The sequence below is a fragment of the Paenalkalicoccus suaedae genome, assembly GCF_006965545.2.
GTDB classification, from domain to species: domain Bacteria; phylum Bacillota; class Bacilli; order Bacillales; family Salisediminibacteriaceae; genus Paenalkalicoccus; species Paenalkalicoccus suaedae.
Map to the genome: position 1 here is coordinate 1037352 of NZ_CP041372.2, position 21232 is coordinate 1058583.

The 21232-nt window shown below is 41.3% G+C and carries 20 protein-coding genes; 12 read left to right on the forward strand and 8 right to left on the reverse strand.

Features of this window, described 5'->3' with window-relative positions:
- Positions 1-154: 154 nt before the first annotated feature.
- Entirely contained in the window at positions 155-1615 is a 1461-nt protein-coding gene (locus tag FLK61_RS05730; protein WP_176008550.1) for a S8 family serine peptidase, read from the reverse strand.
- Positions 1616-1996: 381 nt separating this feature from the next.
- On the opposite strand from FLK61_RS05730, the gene FLK61_RS05735 reads away from it, so the two are divergent.
- Positions 1997-2224 (forward strand): hypothetical protein, encoded by a 228-nt coding sequence (locus tag FLK61_RS05735; protein ID WP_176008551.1) that lies wholly within the window; start codon positions 1997-1999, stop codon positions 2222-2224.
- 87 nt (positions 2225-2311) lie between these two features.
- Positions 2312-2716 carry a hypothetical protein gene (locus FLK61_RS05740; protein WP_176008552.1) on the forward strand — a complete coding sequence of 135 codons (405 nt, stop codon included), beginning with the start codon at positions 2312-2314 and terminating at the stop codon, positions 2714-2716.
- A gap of 311 nt (positions 2717-3027) precedes the next feature.
- On the opposite strand, the gene FLK61_RS05745 is transcribed toward FLK61_RS05740, so the two are convergent.
- Both FLK61_RS05745 and FLK61_RS05750 read right to left on the reverse strand, forming a co-directional pair.
- The gene (locus tag FLK61_RS05745) at positions 3028-4275 is read right to left on the reverse strand and encodes a L,D-transpeptidase family protein (protein WP_176008553.1); all 1248 of its coding nucleotides are present in this window, start codon (positions 4273-4275) and stop codon (positions 3028-3030) included.
- Between the two features lie 26 nt (positions 4276-4301).
- Positions 4302-5351 carry a hypothetical protein gene (locus FLK61_RS05750; protein ID WP_176008554.1) on the reverse strand — a complete coding sequence of 350 codons (1050 nt, stop codon included), beginning with the start codon at positions 5349-5351 and terminating at the stop codon, positions 4302-4304.
- Positions 5352-5650: 299 nt separating this feature from the next.
- On the opposite strand from FLK61_RS05750, the gene FLK61_RS05755 reads away from it, so the two are divergent.
- The 3 genes from FLK61_RS05755 to FLK61_RS05765 are packed head-to-tail and all read left to right on the forward strand — an operon-like array spanning position 5651 to position 7227.
- The gene (locus FLK61_RS05755) at positions 5651-6076 is read left to right on the forward strand and encodes a DMT family transporter (RefSeq protein WP_176008555.1); all 426 of its coding nucleotides are present in this window, start codon (positions 5651-5653) and stop codon (positions 6074-6076) included.
- 13 nt (positions 6077-6089) lie between these two features.
- Positions 6090-6758 carry a Crp/Fnr family transcriptional regulator gene (locus FLK61_RS05760; RefSeq protein ID WP_176008556.1) on the forward strand — a complete coding sequence of 223 codons (669 nt, stop codon included), beginning with the start codon at positions 6090-6092 and terminating at the stop codon, positions 6756-6758.
- A 1-nt stretch (position 6759) separates the two neighbouring features.
- Complete coding sequence (locus tag FLK61_RS05765; protein WP_176008557.1) at positions 6760-7227, forward strand: DMT family transporter; 468 nt, start codon at positions 6760-6762, stop codon at positions 7225-7227.
- A gap of 17 nt (positions 7228-7244) precedes the next feature.
- Here the strand turns inward: FLK61_RS05765 and FLK61_RS05770 are convergent, their stop codons facing one another.
- The 3 genes from FLK61_RS05770 to FLK61_RS05780 all read right to left on the reverse strand — a co-directional run bounded on the left by FLK61_RS05770 (position 7245) and on the right by FLK61_RS05780 (position 9053).
- The gene (locus FLK61_RS05770) at positions 7245-7514 is read right to left on the reverse strand and encodes a hypothetical protein (RefSeq protein ID WP_176008558.1); all 270 of its coding nucleotides are present in this window, start codon (positions 7512-7514) and stop codon (positions 7245-7247) included.
- 87 nt (positions 7515-7601) lie between these two features.
- Positions 7602-8066 (reverse strand): cupin domain-containing protein, encoded by a 465-nt coding sequence (locus FLK61_RS05775; RefSeq protein WP_176008559.1) that lies wholly within the window; start codon positions 8064-8066, stop codon positions 7602-7604.
- Between the two features lie 117 nt (positions 8067-8183).
- The gene (locus FLK61_RS05780; protein ID WP_176008560.1) at positions 8184-9053 is read right to left on the reverse strand and encodes a GNAT family N-acetyltransferase; all 870 of its coding nucleotides are present in this window, start codon (positions 9051-9053) and stop codon (positions 8184-8186) included.
- Between the two features lie 100 nt (positions 9054-9153).
- Here FLK61_RS05780 and FLK61_RS05785 point away from each other — a divergent pair, with 100 nt between their 5' ends.
- Positions 9154-9348: a YwbE family protein gene (locus FLK61_RS05785; RefSeq protein ID WP_176008561.1), complete on the forward strand. Its 195-nt coding sequence runs from the start codon at positions 9154-9156 to the stop codon at positions 9346-9348.
- A 24-nt stretch (positions 9349-9372) separates the two neighbouring features.
- On the opposite strand, the gene FLK61_RS05790 is transcribed toward FLK61_RS05785, so the two are convergent.
- A complete protein-coding gene (locus FLK61_RS05790) occupies positions 9373-10158 on the reverse strand; it encodes a hypothetical protein (protein WP_176008562.1) in 786 nt (261 codons plus the stop codon).
- Positions 10159-10325: 167 nt separating this feature from the next.
- Here FLK61_RS05790 and FLK61_RS05795 point away from each other — a divergent pair, with 167 nt between their 5' ends.
- From FLK61_RS05795 to FLK61_RS05805, 3 genes are all read left to right on the forward strand, one after another.
- Positions 10326-11603 carry a globin-coupled sensor protein gene (locus FLK61_RS05795; protein WP_176008563.1) on the forward strand — a complete coding sequence of 426 codons (1278 nt, stop codon included), beginning with the start codon at positions 10326-10328 and terminating at the stop codon, positions 11601-11603.
- 132 nt (positions 11604-11735) lie between these two features.
- Positions 11736-12194 (forward strand): GNAT family N-acetyltransferase, encoded by a 459-nt coding sequence (locus FLK61_RS05800; protein ID WP_176008564.1) that lies wholly within the window; start codon positions 11736-11738, stop codon positions 12192-12194.
- 83 nt (positions 12195-12277) lie between these two features.
- Positions 12278-14401, forward strand: coding sequence for a sensor domain-containing protein (locus tag FLK61_RS05805; protein WP_176008565.1), 2124 nt, complete (start codon positions 12278-12280; stop codon positions 14399-14401).
- A gap of 218 nt (positions 14402-14619) precedes the next feature.
- Here the strand turns inward: FLK61_RS05805 and FLK61_RS05810 are convergent, their stop codons facing one another.
- Positions 14620-16284, reverse strand: coding sequence for an alpha-glucosidase (locus FLK61_RS05810; protein WP_176008566.1), 1665 nt, complete (start codon positions 16282-16284; stop codon positions 14620-14622).
- 233 nt (positions 16285-16517) lie between these two features.
- Between FLK61_RS05810 and FLK61_RS05815 the strand changes: the two genes are divergently transcribed.
- The 3 genes from FLK61_RS05815 (at position 16518) to FLK61_RS05825 (ending at position 21169) form a co-directional block, all read left to right on the forward strand.
- A complete protein-coding gene (locus FLK61_RS05815; RefSeq protein ID WP_176008567.1) occupies positions 16518-17507 on the forward strand; it encodes a DoxX family membrane protein in 990 nt (329 codons plus the stop codon).
- A 133-nt stretch (positions 17508-17640) separates the two neighbouring features.
- Positions 17641-19356, forward strand: a complete 1716-nt coding sequence (locus FLK61_RS05820; RefSeq protein WP_176008568.1) for an ABC transporter ATP-binding protein — start codon at positions 17641-17643, stop codon at positions 19354-19356.
- Positions 19346-21169, forward strand: a complete 1824-nt coding sequence (locus FLK61_RS05825; protein ID WP_176008569.1) for an ABC transporter ATP-binding protein — start codon at positions 19346-19348, stop codon at positions 21167-21169. The genes FLK61_RS05820 and FLK61_RS05825 overlap by 11 nt, the downstream gene beginning before the upstream one ends.
- Positions 21170-21232 lie beyond the last annotated feature (63 nt).

Consider the following 21232-nt stretch of genomic DNA (forward strand, 5'->3'; position numbering starts at 1 on the left):
ATTACTCCTTCTACTTGATAAGTCCCGTGATTTATGCCAGATTCTCTAGGTTGTGTAAGTCTTTTATACTAATTATACAGATTGGGGTATAGAAAAGCGAGAACAAAAGTGTGAGATTTACTAACAATTATTAAGTTGCAAACAATTTTCTGCTTTATCGAAATACAAAGGTCGTCGTAGCTGAGCTTGAAGCATGATCCTTTAGGGATGAATCACTTTGAACCGTATACGTGCCTCGTGGGAATTGACGCGTAGTAGACATCGTAAAGCTAATGGAACCATTTTTACCTGTACGACCTCGGTAAGATCTCACTTTACCTGCTGGGTCCGTCACTTTCACTTGAACCATAGCACTTGCAATGGGCTCCTCGTTTACTGTCACAACTTTTGTAGTCATTCGCACTCGGTTAGGGACGCGATAGGTTGCTTTGTCGGTCGAAACAGATGTAAATGTTTCTGTCACAGCAGGTGGCTCTGGAGCTGGTGACATTATAGTTGGTGCTTGGGCGCGAACGGTTGGCGCTTGTACTAAGCCAAATCCGTAGTGAGCATCCCTGCCTGTTACACCTAGGTCAACGGAGCTCTTTTGTAACTCAGCTCGTAACTGACTAGGGGAAGCCTGTGGGTTTGCTTGCTTTAATAGTGCTAGAACACCAGCTACGTGTGGTGCGGCCATGGAGGTTCCACTTTTACGACCGTATCCGTTATTTAGAACGGTGCTTGTAATGGAGACTCCTGGTGCTGCTACTTCAACTGTGTTACCTGTAGCAGAAAAGGATCCACGTGCATCGCGGATATCTGTTGCTGCTACAGCAATAACAGAGTCATAGCGTGCTGGGAAGTCTACAGTGTCGCCGGTCCCGTTTGGATTACCTTTGTTGCCAGCAGCTGCAACTAACGTGATACCTTGGCTTTGTGCTTTATCAACAGCTGTTTTTAATGCAGAAGTAGCTGTGCTTGATCCTAGGCTCAAATTCACGATATCCATTTTATTTGTGATAGCCCAATCAATACCAGCAATTAAGCCAGACTGAAAGCCGGAGCCTTGCTGATCCAATACTTTCACTCCATATAGTGATACATCAGGAGCGACACCTAGTGTACCAATGGTATTATTTTGAGCGGCGATAATACCTGCGACGTGTGTGCCGTGACCATGATCATCAGCGAATGAATTCGTATAAGAAACAAAGGATGCGCCACCGGCAATCTTCAAATCAGAGTGAGGAGCAATACCACTATCAATAACAGCAACTTTCACTCCTTTACCTGTGAAACCAGCTTGGCGTGCTTTTGGAGCCTGAACTTTTACATTACCGTAATCTTCTGTTTGTGAGGAAACTCTTACAGGAAGGTCCTTCTCTACAGATAAAACATTCGGATTATTCTTTAGTCTCTGTATGGAAGCTGAAGGGACCGTCATTGCTACAGCAGGAATATTCCGGTATTGCCTTGTTAGTTGTCCACCAATGCTAGTAATAGCAGCTCGATCAACTGATTGTTTAAACGTAACAATCACTCTTTCCTGAGGCAGGTTGATAGCAGCAAAGCTCGATACTGGAAATAAGCCAATAACAAACGTACTAATAAGTAAAAGTGCAAAAAGTTTTTTCATGCTCATGCATCTCCTTTTTCATGATAAATTTTTATAGAATATGTCAAATGAATGATTATTTTGTCGAAAAAAGTATTTTAATGTAATTAGAAAGTTACCAGTAAAATACGTCAAAAATAAGTGTAATTAGAACTATTAAATGTGTAAAAAAATACTTTTAGACAGGCTTTATTAGCTTAGTAAAGTTCAATTTAGTTATTATATGTTCATAGATTCAGTCCTTTATGAGTAAGTATTCTTTGCTATATAAACGAATATATTGTCTTTTAGGATCATTTTTTGTCGAAAAAAGCAGAAAAAGAGATAATGATTTATTGATTGTTTAGTGAGACTTAAAGAGAGGGTAGAACGTAGAGGTAAGAAGTAAGGGAGGTTGCACGGATGACAATCGCTATGTTTGTAGTGTTTATATGTGGATTGGCTGTTGTGATTACAGCTCTTCAAAGGCATTCAAAATTATTATTATTTTTAGGTACTACCGTCACAATTGTAGGCTTACTTTATATAACTGGACTTAGTCACTGGTATACATTCTTGCCTTTAGCTCCATCTATTGGTTTGTTAGTCACATTTGTCTCAACACGTTTTCTTTTTAAAGAAGGGTTTTGATTACGTAACTTCGTCACGAAATGGACACCCATTTAAATTAGCTCTATGATACATTAGTAGTATCATGATACAAACAGAGGTGTAGGAATGAATAAAACAAAGATTCTCGTGCAATTTTCCGTCATTTATGCGTTAATCGGAACGTTTTTAGGTAGTCACATGGCCGGTGATGGATCCATGTTATTTAGAGCCATCCACGCTCATATTTTAGTCGTAGGCTGGCTATCGTTATTCGCATTCGGAATTTTTTATGCAGTTTTTGCAATACCAAAGAACTCAAAATTAGCTAAATGGCAGGTGATTACAGCTCTAATTGGTAGCTTCGGATTATCCTTTGGTATGTGGATGCACTACTTCCAACCAGCATGGGCTCCTGATCTGTTCTCTCTTCTTTTTTATATCGTAGGTGGTACTATTCTCGTTATTAGCTTCATTTTATTTGCGGTCATCGCATTTTATTTCGGAGATTTGTTAAAAGAGAAGCAAGCGTAGAATATGGATAGAGGCTGAGACAAAGTGGTTTGACTTGTCTCGGCCTCTTTTTTTGAGAATATAGAGGAAGGTAGTTATCAAGTGAGATGCTTGTAAAGCATATTCGGATAATGGAGGGCCGAAAGCGGATAATCGAAGCCAATTCTCGGATAATCAAAGCCCCGCTTCAGTTAATCAAAGCACACCCTCTCACCAACACGACATCCAACACAAAAAAAGCTGGGACAAATTAATCGCATTTGTCCCAGCATCATTTCAAATTATTCAATTGTTTCAACCGGATTCGCAGCGGCCCCAACAACCAGATATGATTAATTGGCTGTTATAGATAAAATCCCACGCTGCTGGTCCCAAGAGAGAGAACCGCCTAATACATTCGTTACTGCACGAACCGGTACATGTAGTGTCCCTTTCGAAATAAACGGTGTGTGCGAAATAGCGTAAGGCTGCCCGTTTAATGTAGCCGATTTCGTGCCTGCAGTCACCGAAAACTCCGTAGAGCCCTTATAAGCGGTAGCAGTAGATGTAGCACCATCATAGGCAACAGTTGCATCTAACCATTCAAAAATGTTTCTCATAGGTACATACGTAACACCAGATTGAACAAATGCGATTCCGTCAGATTTTGAAACAACTCGAGATCCGTTTACATGAACCTCGATATTCGTCTTCGCTGGAACAGCTGGTGCAGGAGGCTTAGCCACAGGGTTTGTTAATGTTACCGTTCGCGTCGCATTACTCCATCCGAGACCAACATTTAGTGATTCCGCAACAAAACGTGTAGGAACGAATGTTACACCTCGCTGAACAGTTGGAGCTACATCTAATGTAACGGCGCGACCGTCAACAGTTGCTCGTTTTGAACCTACAGTAAGTTTAATTTCTTTTCCACGATGAGTGGCAGTGATTGTTTGAGCGGATTGATTCCATCTCACTGTTGCACCTAGCGAATCAAAGATATTACGCATAGGAACTAATACACGTCCGCTTTGCTCAATTGGATCAGCGCTCAGCGAGAGTTGCTTGCCGTCGACAATAACTTTAATAGGTGGTCGCATTTGATATCCATAGTCTTGTGCAATTTGAGTAAATGATTTGCTTGAGCGCAGGATAACGACATTTGTGCCAACCTTCACGCGATCATAAAGCCAACGAACCTCTTGGTTATGCATGCGAACGCAACCTGCACTTACATATCCACCGATGGAAGAAGCATTATTATTCCCGTGAATAGCATACGTTGTCCCGTATGTTCCACGCGCATTTAATCCAAGCCAGCGATCGCCTAACGGATTACGTGGGTCTCCTCCGGCAATACCATCTGTATAATAAGGGCGGTTTTTAATTTTGTTTACGATTGGAAATACACCTTCAGGCGTCAGGGTCGATGTTCGACCTGTACCAACGGAAAACGTTCGGACAATTTCCCCGTTATCAAAGAAGGCTAACTGGTTGTTGCTCTTATTTATTATAATCAATTGATCAGATGAGGCACTTGCACTTATTGGAATAAGTAAAATCCCCGCAATAATGGCTAGTAACCAAAGAAATTTTTTCATTATATTTCCCCTCTTTCTCTCTGTCTTTACTCTTCTATTACTTCTTCTATATGTTCATCAGTAAAATCTACCTCTATTTCTTTCACCTTTATAAAAGGATGTGACTCAGGAGGTATTTGTTGTAAAATTGCTTTTTCAACGTCCTTAGAATAATCTGTCACCTCTATAGAAATGTATTGATCCACCGTAGAAATATTCGTGTACCAACTATCAGATGGGATAGAGATATCTTCTATTGAGATAGCCAGCTCCTTGAGCTCTCCAAGCGATTTTTCGATATCCTTATACACAATCCGTTCTGGTAGAGGATGATTATCCATGACATATTCCTTAAGCTCCGAAGTCAGAGGGTCCTCTTCTTTGACATAAATCTCGACTGTGCGATGCTCAGGGTTAAAACGGAGGTCGCCAAGGTCTTTGAACTGTCCGGTTGCTTGAGGACCTATTAGTTTTAAAAGCATGGGCATGCTCTCATGGATCCCTGAAGTTAGAGAAATTAATTCCTGCTCTTCATCTGAGATGTATCCGTAAAAAGAGCTGTTATCAGGATAAAGGGAGGCTACGGTTTGAATATGCGCATCCGCAATCGATAATGCTTCCACTCTTCTTACTTCCTTTTCCCTTTCCACTTCTTCTTGGCTTAAAGGTTCGGGTAATTCGTCCATAATTAATACAGGTTGTTCTGTTGGTTCATAAACGCCTTTTAGTGAGACATGCCATACTCCTTCTGTGAGCTCTAAATCATCTACATAATATGTTTCCGTAATGTCTTGAGTTGCAGCGGTAAGTATGTCTTGGACCGACGAGATAGCGCCATCCATAAATTCTTCCATCTGAGATATTTCTGTCAGTTCTCCATCGGTAACAATTGCGGTAACATGGGTACCGACACTCCACTCATGATCTTGGATAGAAAGTTGCCTCGCATGAGCCTCGCCTTGTCCGATAGCTGTTAATAAAATCTCGTCCTCGGTGACAGAAGATATCATGCCTTCTATTTCTTCTGTTGTTTGATCGGCAGTAGCTGTACCGCACGCACTTAGTAATATCGGAACGATCAGTAATGGTTTCTTCAACAACATTGCTCCTTCAATTGCCTATTATGAAAAGCACAATTACATGTATTTGACACGAGGAATTCTTAAGTATGTACGCGCTCATGGTGATATCTTATTAGACGTGTCATGTTACAGGAATGTTACGGTCAATAGTGGAAATGAGTCAATGGAACTAAATAATGGTATTGGAAGGAAAAGATTTCTAGTATTTTTATTCCTTAAAAGTATCATTGATAAACTCTTTTAAATAGGGACATATGTCCTTCCAATTACACGATAGAACCTATTATGATGAAAGATAGAGAGGAGTGACTGCATTGAAAGGACTTATATTTGCCTTACTTGGAGGCATGTTCATTACATTACAGGGTGTGGCGAACGCGAGTATTAGTTTGTCTATTGGCACTTGGCAAGCCGCCACAATTACACAGTTAACAGGATTCCTAGTAGCTCTTGTCGTGCTACTCCTGATGAGAGATAAAGGATTTAAAGAATTCAAACAAGTAAAGCCACTTTATTTGATTAGTGGCGCATTAGCATCAATTATTATTTTTACGAATGTTACGGCAATCCATTTATTGGGTGTCACACTTACGATTGCTGCGTTATTGATCGCACAACTAGTAGTAACATTTTTTGTGGATAGCAGAGGTTACTTTGACATTCCGAAGCAAAAGATGCGGTTACCTCAGTTTATTGGAATAGGGTTAATGATTGTTGGCGTTATCGTGCTTCAATCATAGGAAGGATAACTAAATGAAGAACTATATTAATCAATTTGAACTAGATAAACTATTTCCTCCCCATGTGCAGGCGTCTATGCGTCTTCACACCTTCAAACAGGGAGATGTCATTTTTGATCAGGCTGATGAAGCGACAACAATGCTCTTTTTAGTAAAAGGGAAAATAAAAATATATACCTCCTCTTCTGAAGGTAAAACATTGTTACTCACATTTAAAACACCACTAAGCGTTATTGGAGATGTAGAGTTCGTGCAACAAGTACCTCTTATTAATACAGTTGAAGCAGTTTCTGATGTGGAAATGCTCGGAATATCCTATGATGTCCTCCGTAAAGAGATGCGTGAGAACGTGGAATTTATCTCTTTTTTACTACATGTTATAGCAGGTAAATTTTACTCTCGCTCGATGATGTCAAACACAGCGCAGCTTTACCCTGTTAATGTGAGGCTTGCGAGTTATTTAGTTTCTCACGCAACAGCAGGATCTGATCTCATCCCAACTGGGACACTTCATGATACAGCGAATTTGATTGGGACGAGCTATCGGCATTTAAATCGAGTTATTCAACAGTTTGAAGAGGATGGACTCGTAAAACGGACAAAGCAAGGGATCAAGATTACAGGACTTAATGGCCTGAGAGAACGCTCGGACGAAGCGAGCTACGAATGGGAGGAGGCGTAATATGGGACTTGGATTAGCGTTGGCAATAGTCGCAGGAGGGTTTGTAGCTATCCAAAACATCTTTAATAGTCGGGTCAATGAGAAGGCAGGACAGCTCGCAACAACGACATTAGTGTTAGCCCTTGGATTTGTTGCGTCGTTTGCTGTTGGGCTTGTGACTCAAGGGGGCTCTATGTTTCGCCTAGAAGGGATCGAGACGTGGCATTGGTTTAGTGGCTTATTAGGAATCGGTGTTGTTACCTGCGTTGTACAAGGGGTAAAAGCATTAGGTCCAACCTTTGCTATAGCGATTATCATGACGAGCCAGCTTGGATTTGCACTCCTTTGGGATTCGTTAGGGCTATTTGGAGTAGAACGGATTCCGTTTACATGGCAACAGTTAGTAGGGGTATTAATCATCGTTGCAGGGATCGTTGTGTTTAAATTCGGCGGGACTGAGGAGAAAGTTGTCCAAAAAAAAGCAGCATAAAAAAACCAGAGGTACGGTTACCTCTGGCGGAAAAGGGTGAAGACAATTAACGTCATTCCATTTAACACAACTGCAGTTGTTAAAATGGTTGTTACTACTCTCGCGCCGAACGCATCAAGCGGTAGCAATAGTGCTTGGGCGGAAAAGAAGACGATAGGAGCAAGGACTAGCACCATAGCAAGTCCTGTTAGTACCTTTGTTTTTGGTTGTTTTTGATTCACGAGCACATTAATGCTTATAAGTATCACGATAATAATCGCTGCGAGTAAAATGTCTATGCTGACCACGACCTTTCTCTACTTATAAGTGTAGCAAAAATGCTTACGTTGAATCAATTGATGGGCAATTTATACAAGGAAAAAGCGCTGGATGTACTACGTAAGCTTTTTGATTACTTCCTCATGCTCTGGGAATATTGGTAACAAATCTGCCTTCGTAAACAACTCAAAATCCTCAAAGTCAAAGCCAGGTGATACCATGCAACTGACAAAGGCAAAGTCCGTTTCGACGCTTGATCCAAAGATCGTGCCCTTCGGAACTGTGAGCTGAAGTCGTCCGTCTGACTGCAACGTTTCTTTTACATAATCTCCGTCTGGAGTAATCATATGAACAGTAAGTGGTGAACCATCGTGAAAGTACCAAACTTCATCGGATTTTAAGCGATGTAGCTTAGATGGGGACTCTTTCGTCAATAGGAAATGTATGCTCGTGTAAGCAGGACGTACACGACCATCTTCGAGTGTAAGTATGTCTGTGCTTCGTTCGATTTCTTTGTAGTATCCACCTTCAGGATGAGGAATCATCTCAAAGGAGTTTAGGTAGTATTCTTTCGATGCCATCGTAGCGCCCTCCTTTTGATAGATAAAGTATACAAATCGTATCGAAGGGGCTTCTATTCGTCAAGTTTGTTGAACTAACACTTAAAGTAATATGAGAGCTGACTCAATTACTCTACGCTAGCGATACTTATAGTAGTCATATCCTGCAATAGATCGAAACCCGCATTCCTCATATAGTCGCAAGGCATTTGCGTTTGTCACTTCCACGTCTAACAAAATATCATAAATATTATCGGCCTGAAGCATTCCGACCGTTTGGCGTAATATTTTTTTCCCAAGTCCTTGCCCCTGAAGACGTCTGTCGACAACGAATCCGGAGATAAAGCCTTGTCTACCATCTAAATAAACAGTAATTGTACCAATGATCTCGCCAGATGCATCTATCACTTTAAACGGGTGATATGGCTTGCTATCAATTGTTTTGGCTAAAAATTGCTCGGATTCATCCAATGGATCAGAGAATGCGTCAGCAACGATTGGGCTAATTATTGGTAAGTCCTCATGCTCGAGTGGTGTGAGCGTAAATGGCGTCTTCTCGCTTAAAAAAGAGCGCTTATCATGCTCAAGCGTAAATTCCGAGTGACTCAGATTTATTTCCATGGCAGCAACAATTTTTCGACCTGCTTTCGAATTAGTTGGGATCACAATTAAGATCTCTTTTACTCCTTTTCGATCAAATTCATGCTGTGCTTGCTTTAACAAGCCACTAAAAATACGATTCTTTCGGTAGCGGGGGTGCACAACAGCGGTTACTTCTAAGTGTTTGTCATCTATGATGTCAAAAGCGGCAAGGTAGCCGACTAAACGTTTTTTATCGTAGCAAAGAAAGTCAAATGTGTGCTCACCTGTTCGATTTTCGAGCATGGGTAGATTAAATAAAAGTTCTAGTTCCGCTTTATCCTTTTTTTCGCATTGCTCAAGTAACGAGTAAATAGCCATTAGATCTGCGGAATCTAAGGACGATTTTGATGTATAATGTAATTTCAAAGGGAGTACCTCCAGCAATTCTATTTGTCGTTATCATAGCACATAATGACTAGATTTGAGGAATGTTACTTAAGCGGACAATGGAAGGAGAGATAGAGCAATGACAGGAACGGAGCGAAAGAATATTGTACCAGGAAAGCGCGTGCGTGTTGTCCAAAAGCAGGATCAACGGTCGGGGAATTTAACAGAAGGAGTCGTAGATCGACTTTTAACAAACTCTGCGACGCACCCACACGGAATTAAAGTGAAATTAACCGATGGTACTGTCGGACGTGTAAAAGAAATTATCGAATAGATACGAGAGAAAAAGCCTTGCGGATCATAGTTGATACCGCAAGGCTTTTTCGGCATGCTTACATTCTTTTTGCTTATAATATTGAAGCTTTTCTTTATTAAGCTTAAGCATTTTCTCGTGATTCTCGTGCTTTACAATCTGCATGTTCGAGAGCTCTTCTTTCATTATAGTCTCGTTTTCAATTAACTGCGTATAAAACACACGCTGCCCTTTTGTTATCGACTCCCAGAGCTCATGCTTTTTCATTTGCTCGATGAATCGTTCGATCTTCTTCGTATTATCGGCAATTTCTTTTATCATGACATATTGGAGTACGTCTAAAAGAGCTGCTGTATGAACGGCCTCTTCGATATCTTTCTCCGAGATTGGCTTTTTCGCTTCAGCGCGCTCTTTCAAAGAAGCGAAAAACGTCCGATACGTTTCTCGATATTTAAGCTGATATGCAAGCAATGACTCAATTAGCGCTCTCCCCTCTGCTAAATCCTCGTGTGGATGCTTGTCGATCATTTTTAATGGGGCTCTAAAATACGTCACATCAATCTGCGCGCGCATGTGACCGTCCTGCTGTATTTTTTCAGCTAGACGATTAAAAAGGTAAAGTCCCTTATAAGCAGCTTTTGCTTCAACTACTACCTCTTCTTCATCCGAAAATAATGCAGATCCAATAGGCTTTCTAAGTCGTACATAATCAACAAGATAATAGCTCTTATCGTGTTCTATCCAAGGTCTAGGAAAGACATCAATCTTCTCAAATGACCGCTTGTAACGCCTTGCTTTCTTCTTCACGGCTCTTATTTTCCTATCAAACATAATCTACCTCCCAAGTTACCTATATTATAGCTAACTATCAAAGATTAATGAACTAATTACCTATTTTCTATCATAGAAAATAGAGAAAATACCCTGTACGTTTTATCATGGTTCCTTTATACTGTTAATTAGGTTATATCTAGGTAATTTTAGAGGGGGATATAGAAATGGCATGGTTTAATCGTAGTAAAAAGTCGGGGGACGTCGCTGTTTTGGAACGTGAAGAAGTGAAAGTTTCAATAAGTATTGATCAGGATACAGATTTTTATAGACAGTCTAAAATGATTCACTTAAATGAACAAACATTAAGAAATTTGGCTAGTTTACAAGCAAATGTAGAAACACATATAGACGAGCTAGTTGACTCCTTTTATGCTTCGATGGATCATGCACCTGAATTACTTGCAATGATCGAGCAACATAGTACAATTGACCGATTAAAACAAACATTACATAAACATATTATTGAAATGTTTGAAGGGACAATTGACGATGCATTTATCCAAAAAAGAGTGAAAATTGCGCATATACATGCCTCTATTGGCCTGCAACCAAAATGGTATTTAGCAGCATACTCTGCGCTTCAAGATAAAATGTTTGAGCGAGTTGCGGAGACAATAGACCAATGTCGGGCAATCGCAACGATGATTAGTTTTGAACAACAGCTCGTTTTAGAAGCATTTGAAATGGAAATCGAGTCAAACCGAGTTCGTGAAAAAGAAATTCGAGATACGTTAGACACATATATTACTGGAAAGTCTGAAGAATTAGGCGCTATAGCGCAAGAAACGAATGCCTCGATGGAAGAAATGGCAAAGCAAGCTGAATCTATTACCTCTAACGCAGAGAAAGGGACCATTGTTGCTAAGGAGTCAGAATCCTCTGCGAAGGACGGACAAGAGCGTATGCAGTCACTTGAAAAAGTGATGGAGGGAACAACGACTCGAGTAAACCAAATTGATCGTAAGATGACAGAGCTCTCTGGATTTTCGAAAGAGATTCAAGATATTGTTGGAATTGTACAGGGCATAGCGGACGAGACGAACCTGTTAGCACTTAATGCTGCAATTGAGGCAGCGCGAGCAGGAGAGCATGGAAAAGGGTTTGCGATCGTTGCGGATGAAGTACGCAAGCTCTCCGAACAAACAAAGAACTCTGTCGTAAAAGTACGTGACCTTACGAATAAAACGAGTCAGGGCGTCTCTGAAAACACTCGACTATCTAAGGAAATCTCTTCTGGAATTGAAGAAGGAAACGAATATGTACATCAAGTACGTCAGGCATTTGAGCAAATTTTATCGAATATGACTCGTGCTGTAGACCGAAACCAATCGATCGAGCAGGATTTAACGCAGTTTACGAAAGTAATTGCAGAGGTTTCTGCTGCCTCAGAGCAGGTTTCGGTGACAGCAGAAGAACTTTTAGATCACGCGAAAAAACTATAGTAGTAATCAAACGCCATGATACTTATCGTCATGGCGTTCTTTTATCATCTCGTTATACAAAGGTATGTTTAACACTTCTACAATTTGCTATAGTAGAGGGACAGAGAATGAAGTTTTGTTAGGGGGATGTATATGGAGATTAAAATAAAAGCCTTTGATGAATTAACACCAAGAGAGCTTTATAGCATTTTAGAAGCACGAGTCCGAGTATTTGTTGTAGAACAGGAGTGCGCGTATCAAGAAGTGGATAATAAAGATATACATAGTCATCACGTCATGATGACAAATTCTGTTGGAGAGTTGATTGGGTACACACGACTACTTCCATCTGGTGTTGCATATGATGAGCCCTCTATTGGACGAGTGTTGGTAGATCAGTCTATTAGAGGTACAGGTTTAGGGAAAGAGCTTATGAAAGCATCTATGAAAGAGATGAGCGATGAGTGGGGAGTATCGTCAATCCGAATCCAAGCGCAATCTTATGCAAAAAAATTCTATGAGGCACTGGGGTTTATTGGCTTTACAGACGAATATTTAGAGGATGATATTCCACACGTTGATATGAGGTGGGAAAATAAGCAAGAAAGCTGAAAAAAATGATTGGGAAAATTAGCACTATTTAGGTATGATAGTATTAAGTATAATTTCCTACTCAGGGACGGGGGGTGAATGATATGGATAAAGAGTCACTTGATTATCGAGAGATGCTAACAGAAAGAAATATTGAGTCATTTTTTTCTCAACATATTAACTTGTTTAGTGTGCTTGATGACAAAGGATTTATTAAAGCAGTAAATCCAAGGTGGCAAAAAACGTTGGGACTCTCACAGACGGAGCTCGTTGGTAGTCGTATCCATAATCATATTCATCCAGAAGACATCGAGAAAACCATAAGTTCTATTAGTTTACTCAAGGAAACAGGGGAGTATCGTAATTTTATTAATCGTATTCGTTCCAAGGATGGTGAATACCAGTATATTGAATGGCAGTCTTCCTTTGACGGTGAGCTTTACTACTGCTCTGGTGTTGATGTCACTCAACGAATACTTCTTGAGGCGGAAATTAGTAGGAAAGAAGCCTTTGTTAAAGATATTGTGTCTCAAGTACCTGGAGGTATTTATCAGCTTCGGCGCTTTGAAGATGGTACGATAACCATTCCTTTTCACTCAGAGGGCTTTCTTACTTTCTTTCATGTAACAAGCGAGGAGATAGACAACGATCCTACTATCTTTTTCACTAAAATATATCCGGACGACCTAGCGATGGTATTCGAATCGGTAAAACGATCTGCTATTACGATGGAAATTTGGCGATTAGAATTTCGAATCTATGCTGCCGATGGAGAGCTACGGTGGGTGCGAGGACGCTCTAAGCCTTCTTTGTTAAAGGATAACAGTATTGTTTGGGATGGTCATATTTATGATGTCACAGAGGAAAAAAAGCAGGAGCTTCAGTTAAGAGAACATGAGGAAAAAATTCGCGGCTTATTCTCGCAGGCTCCTGGAATGCTATTTCAATATGACTTAGAGCCTGACGGTTCAAGCTGTTTTAGTTTAGCATCGAATGGCATTTGGGATCTTATTCAAGTAACTCCTTGGGAAGCGAAGTATGAAGTGAAGAAAGTTTTTGAAAGAGTCCATAAAAATGATGCTAACAGGGTTTCTGTTACAATGAATGAATCAGCTATGAACGGAACAATCTGGACAGAAGAGCTACGTATTTATCATCCTACAAAAGGAGTTCGTTGGGTTAGAGGTAATGCAAAGCCGAGCAAATTACAGGATGGAACGTTACGTTATTACGGATATGTATATGATATTACAGAGCTAAAAATGAAAGAATCAGAGATTGCCGAGCAAGAGCATTACATTCATGAAATTTCGCGGCGTGTGCCGGGTGTTCTTTATCAGTTTAGATACACAGAGGAAAAAGGCTATTATTTTCACACTGCAACGGGTGGAATTAGTGAATTATTGGGCAAGGAGCTCTCTCATCAGGAGATACAAAAATTATCTTTAACTGACTATATTCATCCTGAGGATATCGAGCACATTTGCCATGCACTTCACCATTCAGAGAAGACGATGACAACCTTCCAGGAGAGCTGTCGATTTATTAGCTTTCAAGGAGAGGTCAAGTGGGTTCGAGCTAACTCATCTCCAGTGAGGTTAGAGAACGGAGATATCGTTTGGAGCGGATATTTACATGACATCACGGTCGAGAAGAAACAAGAGCTCGCGCTTCAAGAGAGTGAAAAGCGGTATCGAAATCTTGCGAAGCGTATGGAAACGATGGCTAATCAAGATCCACTTACATCCCTTCCGAACAGGCGCTTCTTAGAGAAGCACTTAGCGGAGTTGCGCCAGGATAAAGATCTGATCAAACGTAAAATTGGTATTTTATATTTAGATTTAGATGACTTTAAAACGGTTAATGACCGCTTTGGTCATGAGTGCGGTGATCAGCTTTTAAGACGCGTAGCAACCATTCTTAAGACTACTGTCGGACAAACGGACAAAGTCTTCCGCATGGCTGGGGATGAGTTCCTTGTTGTTTTAGAAAATATTGAGAATGAATGTAACTTAGAGAACATGCTTCATCGGCTGATCCGAGCCTTCAATGTTCCTTTAGAAGTAGAGGACAGACATATATTAGTAGGAGCTTCCATAGGAGCAGTTCTTTATCCTGATCATGGGGAAGAGCTCGAAGCATTATTAAGTAAAGCAGATCGCGCGATGTATCACATGAAGCGATCATCAAAAGCAGGTTATACTATATTTAAACATGATTTAGAATAGGCAAGGTGCGACCAGTCTGGGTAAGGTAGGCTGGTTTTTTTGTTGAGGTAGAAGATGATTGTTGATACATATTAGTTGAGGGACATAACTTTGAGGAAACGGTGTAAGAAGTCCATAACTCCAAAACCCAAAGCATAACTCCCCCCTCAATTAATTCCACCAAACAAAAAAAGACCAGGGTTCAATTAAACCCTAGCCTTCTTAAACAAATTCCTAACTTACTTCACTAGATACACTCTTGCTTCAAATGGACGAAGCTCAAACGTTGTTAAATGATCATGATCAGCCACATCATAGTTAGATAAAATTAAATTCTCTGATTCGAGCTGAATATGTTTTTCTGTTACCCAAGTCGCTGGTCTTGAGGTTAAATTCGTGATAATAACGGCCTTAGTACCATCCAGTTCTCGCGTATAGCTGTAAACCTGTGGATCTTCTTCCATCAGTACGTCATACGTTCCATAAACGAAGACATCTTCAGCTTTACGAAGGCGAATCAGCTCTTTATAAAACGCTAAAATAGAATCAGGATCCTGCTGCTGCGCTTCGACGTTAAGCTCCTTATAGTTTGGATTCACTTTAAGCCAAGGTGTGCCTGAGGTAAAACCAGCCTGAGGCTCATCTGACCACTGCATTGGAGTACGGCTATTGTCACGAGAAGTTTGTGCTAAGTCTTCAAGAACAGCAGTAGCAGAACCTCCGTTACTTGTCGTTTCGCGATATAAATTCTTCGCTGCTACATCGTTATAGTCATCAATTTTATCAAAATAAATATTCGTCATTCCAATTTCCTGACCTTGATAAATATAAGGAGTCCCCTTCATGAGGAAGTACATTGCAGCAAGTGACGTCGCGCTTTCACGCCAATAGTCTTCGTCATCTCCCCAAGAAGACACGACGCGTGCTTTATCGTGATTTTCGATGAAGAGGGCATTCCATCCATCTTTATCTAAAGCGTTTTGCCAACGGGATAGCACCTTCTTAAGGTTAACCACGTCCACACCTTCTCCAGACTTGTGATCCCATAAATCTAAGTGTTCAAACTGAAAGACCATATCCATTTTACCTTGCTCGCCAACCCATAGGTGCGCTTCATCCACACCGACTCCGTTTGCTTCTCCAACACTCATTGCGTGCGGGTACTTTTGATACGTCTTTTCGGCAAATTCACCCAAGAATTCATGGATGCCTTCTTGGTTCATATGCATATCGAAAGAGGAAACGTAGCGCTCCTTTTTAGGATTCGGCATATCTGGGAAGCCAGGACGCTTTTTGATATGGCTAATTGCATCGATTCTAAAACCATCGACACCTTTATCTAACCACCAATTTACCGTATCATAGAGCTCTTCACGAACCTCTTTGTTCTCCCAGTTAAGATCTGGCTGTCTCTCTGAAAAGACGTGGAGGAAGTACTGATCAGTTGTCTCATCGTATTTCCACGCAGATCCACCAAAAATACTTTCCCAGTTATTTGGCTCTTTACCATTCTTTGCGTCCTTCCAAATATACCAGTCACGCTTCGGATTATCCTTAGAAGACTTTGATTCGATAAACCAAGGATGCTCATCGCTCGTGTGATTTAACACAAGGTCAATAATGAGCTTCATCCCACGATTGTGCACCTCGTCTAACAGCTGATTAAAGTCTTCCATCGTACCGAAGTCCTCTAAAATATCCTTGTAGTCAGAGATGTCGTAGCCATTATCATCTAGTGGCGACTTATACATCGGACAAATCCAAATAAAATCAATGCCTAGCTCTTGTAAATAATCTAAACGGCTGATCATTCCTTGAAGATCGCCAAATCCATCCCCATTACTATCTTGAAAGCTTCTTGGATATACTTGATAACCAACGGCTTCTTTCCACCATGTGCGCATGTGAAGCACTCCTGTCTATACAATTTGTGCAACCGATTTCCTCACAAAATAAAAAAAAGAGGCGATTGCCGAATATTCAATTATGAATCCGCTTTTATAAGCTACTTAATTAATGATATCGAATCGAGCATCGTTCGTAAAGGCGTTTGTGAGAAATTAATCCATTAATTTAGTTTGAGACATGATTTTGAGAGGGAAAGTCCATACTATAAGCAGGATAAAGGAGGGGTACAATGAAACGATTTATTTTATTTGTTTTTATCAGTCTGTTAATTCCAAGTATTGCATACGGTCACGTCAAGTGGTTTACCGATGAAGAGGCCGTTCGAGCACCTATTGAGCAAATCCTATCTCCAGAATTTATCATTGTGGCGCTCCTTTCCGCATTTCTTTTAGCTACGCTTCCAGAGGTCTCGCCTAGAATGAGACAAACGAAGGCATTTATTAAGTTTGAGCATATAGTTAAAAGTCTTCGACCTTATACATATGCGATTATAAAGTATGGTACAGCGATTGGGATCGCCATTCAAATATTTACTGGAGGGTTATTCGCTCCAGAGTTGTTGACTCCGATGGGGATTTGGGCACTATTACCTTGGCTTGCAGTTGTTCTTTTACTGATCCCAACAAAATTTACGGACCGCACAGGTGCTATCATTGTGCTAATCCTCTTTATTGTGACAACGATGGAGTATGGCACTTTTCATATGCTTGATTATGCCTTCTATCCAGCCATCATCTTCATGCTGATCTTTCACGGCACATCTTTTGAGCGCTTCAGCTTTCCGCTACTTTACTTAGCGACAGGATTATCCCTCTGCTGGGTCGCTACAGAAAAATGGGTTTATCCTTCGATGGGACAAGACGTCATTGTTTCGCACGGAGTACCAACGTTTGGGTTTGATCCTGTTACCTTCTTAATGCTCGCAGGCTTTATTGAATTTATCGTTGGTTATTTACTAGTAGTAGGGATTTTAAATCGCGTGTTGGCGCTTGTGCTCACCATGATTTTTATCTCTACCACGTTCTTATTTGGTATAACAGAAATTATCGGTCACTTTATCATCCATGCCATTCTACTAACGTTTATTATCGAAGGAACTTCGTTTTATAAACCACCAGTTGCGTGGCACGATACACGGATTGAAAAAATCATTTTTATCGGACTAAATTTTATCTTTACACTTTCTCTTATTGTATTAATTTACTATCGTTTTGCATAAATCCTTTCTAAATCCGAAATAGTTTGTGGTAAAGTAGAAGTAGTTCAAAATTTTCTGATAGAATGAAAATAGTTGAAGCTAGGCAATAGCTGTTGCCTAGCTTTGCCCTATTTAACGAAAGAAGCGTGTGCCTATGAAAACAGTTTGGTCCTTTTTATCTACATACAGAGTGGCTGTGTACATTGCCCTCAGCTTAACCCTATTAGAGCTTAGTGTGGAGCTTATTCAACCGCTCCTCATATCACGAATAATTGACGAAGGAATTTTGCAAGAAGATTTGAGCGTCGTACTCGTATGGGGAGGAGTCATGGTACTGCTCTCACTCATTGCGTTTGCAGCCGGAATTACGAATTCCTTTTATGCGGCCCACGCGAGTCAGCATGCAGGCTACGATATGCGAGTCGCACTGTACAAAAAAATACAGCAGTTCTCCTTTGCAAACTTTCAGCAGTTCCCAACTTCCTCTCTATTAACGAGAGCGACAAACGATGTTACACAACTACAAAATACAATATTTATGAGTTTACGCATCATGCTGCGCGCACCATTACTCGTACTTGGTTCCGTGATTTTAGCCCTTTTTGTGAACTGGCAGCTGGCTTTAATTCTCGTCGTCACAATACCGCTACTACTCGTGATTTTACTTTATATTATGAAAAAAGCGGGACGCCTCTTTAAGGCTGTGCAGGCTCGTGTCGATCGAGTCAATAACGTCGTTCAAGAGAATTTAACAGCGATTCGATTAATTAAATCATTTACGAGAAGAGACTACGAATCGACTCGTTTCCATGGGGCATCAGAAGAGTTGCAAAATAAAACCATTACGACGCTTCGAATAGTAGAAGCAACAATGCCAATCATTCTGCTCATCATGAACGTTAGTATTATGGCCGTTTTATGGTTTGATACAACAGGTGTGCAGACTGGAGGAGCATCTGTCGGGGAAGTGGTCGCGATTGTAAACTACGTGACTCGTATGACGGGGGCATTATCTATTTTCTCTATGATCATTATTATCTTTTCACGAGCAAAAGCCTCTGCAGATCGAATCGGAGATGTGCTTGAAGCCGAAGAGTACATGGAAGATGGGGAGACGAGCATGAAGCTCCAAGGGGAGATTGCCTTTAACGACGTGTCCTTCCGCTATCCTGGTACCAATAAGGACGTGTTAAAAAACATCTCCTTCCGCATCAAAGCTGGTGAAACAATTGCCGTTTTAGGTGCTACGGGATCAGGGAAAACGTCTTTATTCCAGCTTATACCACGTCTATTTGATGCTTCGAAGGGATCTGTCGCTATTGATGGACAGCCTGTAGAATCTCTACAGGCCAAGGAGCTGCGCAGTCAAATCGGCTATGTTCCTCAAGAAGCGATGCTCTTTACAGGGACTATTGCGGATAATCTAAGGTGGGGAAAGGAGCACGCGACAGAAGAGGAGCTTATTGACGCTCTCACGAGTGCGCAAATTTACGATAAAGTCGAGGAGCTTCCGGACGGCATGTATACGCGTGTCGGACAACGTGGAGTTAATTTGTCTGGGGGACAAAAGCAACGTATTTCGATTGCACGAGCGTTGATCCGAAATCCTTCTATCTTACTTTTAGATGATAGTACAAGTGCGCTCGACGTCAAAACGGAAGCGCGATTATTAGATGCGCTTCGCCATTATTCTTGCACAACCTTTATGATTACACAAAAACTCAGTACGACGATGAGTGCCGATCGGATTTTACTCTTCGATCACGGGGAATTACTCGCCGAAGGAACGCACGATCACCTTTTAGAAACTTCTCCAATCTATCAGCAAATATACGAGTCGCAGTTTGGAGGTGAGGCAGATGCTCGCTAAACGAATCACAGAGCCGTTTAAACATGACCGACTTGATTTGTCGAGTATTGAGACAAAGTCAAAAAAACGTGCAGATAATTGGCAAGGAACCTTATCGCGAATTTGGTCTTACCTGATGGAGCGGAAGGGGAGACTCTCGTTAGTCATCCTTATGATCGTCTTGAGCTCTGCCTTTGCCTTACTAGGGCCATTTGTTGTTGGTATGTCGATTGATACGTTTATCGTAAACGGCGACGTCGATATGCTACTTGTCGCATTAGTTGGACTAGGTATCATCTATGTGCTTCATTCGGTGTCTGTATTCTTACAACACTTTTGGATGGTCAGTATCTCGCAAAAAACCGTGTACACCATTCGGACGCAACTATTCGATCATCTGCATAAGCTACCAATTCCTTTCTTCGATAAGAGGCAGCACGGCGACCTAATGTCGCGTCTTACAAACGATATCGAAAATATTAGTAACACATTAAATAGCTCCGTCATTCAAATTTTCCAAAGTGTCCTGACGCTCGTGGGTGTCATTGTAGTGATGCTCTATTTGAGCCCTTTACTAACGCTCGTGACACTTACGATCATCCCCCTTATGGTTATTGGGATGAAGTGGATCACGAAGCGGACAGGCAAGCTATTTAAGGCGCAGCAGGAGCATCTAGGCGACGTGAACGGCTACCTCCAGGAGACGATGTCAGGGCAACGGATCATTAAGGCCTTCTCTCAGGAGGATCGCGTGATTCGTACTTTTGAGGAAAAGAACCAGCGGCTCCGTCTGACAGGTTTTTGGGCACAAACGATCTCCGGTTTTATTCCGAAGCTCATGAACATGCTCAATAATGCAAGCTTTGCAGTCATTGCCGGTGTCGGTGGGGTACTTGCACTAAATGGCCAAGTAACGATTGGTGTAATCGTTATTTTTGCCGAGTACGCTAGGCAATTCACTCGTCCACTAAATGACCTTGCAAACCAGTTTAACGTGTTACTCTCAGCAATTGCTGGTGCAGAGCGCGTCTTTGCTATCATGGACGAGGAGGATGAATTCTCAGATAAACATGGACTAGACCGTCTCGATCATGTGAAGGGTGAGGTGGCGTTTACGAATGTGACCTTCGGCTACGAGGACGAGACAACGATCGCAGATGTGTCCTTCCGAGCAAAGCCGGGTCAAACGCTCGCGTTCGTCGGTCCAACTGGCGCAGGTAAAACGACTATTATTAGTCTTTTATCTAGGTTTTATGATCCTACCTCAGGCGTAATTACGGTCGATGGCAAGGATATTACTTCGGTCAGAAAAGAGGGTTTACGTCGCCATATGGCATTCGTTCTTCAAGACTCGTTCTTGTTTGAAGGAACGATCAGGGAGAATATTCGTTACGGCAAGCTGTCAGCAACGGATGAGGAAGTAGAAGAAGCAGCGAAACTTGCAAATGCTCATAGCTTTATCTCCCATTTTGCGAAAGGCTACGATACGTTGATCGATTCGGATGGGGGAGGCATCAGTCAAGGACAGAAGCAACTGTTGTCCATCGCACGAGCGCTACTTGCTGATCCAGATATTTTAATTTTAGACGAAGCAACAAGTTCGATTGATACGATTACGGAGGTTAAAATTCAGCAGGCTCTGCGAAGACTGATGAAGGATCGCACGAGTATTGTCATTGCCCACAGGCTAAATACGATCCGTGAAGCAGATCAAATTCTCGTTTTAGATAAGGGCTCCATCATCGAGAGAGGCAATCACGATGAACTACTAGAAGCAGATGGCTTCTATGCGGATCTCTATGAAAGTCAGAAGAAAAAGTTATTGGCTACGTAATAGAAAGATGAGAGGCTGGATGGGAATTAGACATCCAGCCTTTTTGAATTGGTTAGGTGAAGG

What these genes read in the sequence shown, in the direction of transcription:
- FLK61_RS05785 (WP_176008561.1), top strand. Translation starts at nt 9,154, where the DNA reads ATGACAGGAACGGAGCGAAAGAATATTGTACCAGGAAAGCGCGTGCGT.
- FLK61_RS05775 (WP_176008559.1), bottom strand. Translation starts at nt 8,066, where the DNA reads ATGGCATCGAAAGAATACTACCTAAACTCCTTTGAGATGATTCCTCAT.
- FLK61_RS05740 (WP_176008552.1), top strand. Translation starts at nt 2,312, where the DNA reads ATGAATAAAACAAAGATTCTCGTGCAATTTTCCGTCATTTATGCGTTA.
- FLK61_RS05765 (WP_176008557.1), top strand. Translation starts at nt 6,760, where the DNA reads ATGGGACTTGGATTAGCGTTGGCAATAGTCGCAGGAGGGTTTGTAGCT.
- FLK61_RS05805 (WP_176008565.1), top strand. Translation starts at nt 12,278, where the DNA reads ATGGATAAAGAGTCACTTGATTATCGAGAGATGCTAACAGAAAGAAAT.
- FLK61_RS05820 (WP_176008568.1), top strand. Translation starts at nt 17,641, where the DNA reads ATGAAAACAGTTTGGTCCTTTTTATCTACATACAGAGTGGCTGTGTAC.
- FLK61_RS05810 (WP_176008566.1), bottom strand. Translation starts at nt 16,284, where the DNA reads ATGCGCACATGGTGGAAAGAAGCCGTTGGTTATCAAGTATATCCAAGA.
- FLK61_RS05735 (WP_176008551.1), top strand. Translation starts at nt 1,997, where the DNA reads ATGACAATCGCTATGTTTGTAGTGTTTATATGTGGATTGGCTGTTGTG.
- FLK61_RS05745 (WP_176008553.1), bottom strand. Translation starts at nt 4,275, where the DNA reads ATGAAAAAATTTCTTTGGTTACTAGCCATTATTGCGGGGATTTTACTT.
- FLK61_RS05795 (WP_176008563.1), top strand. Translation starts at nt 10,326, where the DNA reads ATGGCATGGTTTAATCGTAGTAAAAAGTCGGGGGACGTCGCTGTTTTG.
- FLK61_RS05760 (WP_176008556.1), top strand. Translation starts at nt 6,090, where the DNA reads ATGAAGAACTATATTAATCAATTTGAACTAGATAAACTATTTCCTCCC.
- FLK61_RS05730 (WP_176008550.1), bottom strand. Translation starts at nt 1,615, where the DNA reads ATGAAAAAACTTTTTGCACTTTTACTTATTAGTACGTTTGTTATTGGC.
- FLK61_RS05815 (WP_176008567.1), top strand. Translation starts at nt 16,518, where the DNA reads ATGAAACGATTTATTTTATTTGTTTTTATCAGTCTGTTAATTCCAAGT.
- FLK61_RS05825 (WP_176008569.1), top strand. Translation starts at nt 19,346, where the DNA reads ATGCTCGCTAAACGAATCACAGAGCCGTTTAAACATGACCGACTTGAT.
- FLK61_RS05800 (WP_176008564.1), top strand. Translation starts at nt 11,736, where the DNA reads ATGGAGATTAAAATAAAAGCCTTTGATGAATTAACACCAAGAGAGCTT.
- FLK61_RS05790 (WP_176008562.1), bottom strand. Translation starts at nt 10,158, where the DNA reads ATGTTTGATAGGAAAATAAGAGCCGTGAAGAAGAAAGCAAGGCGTTAC.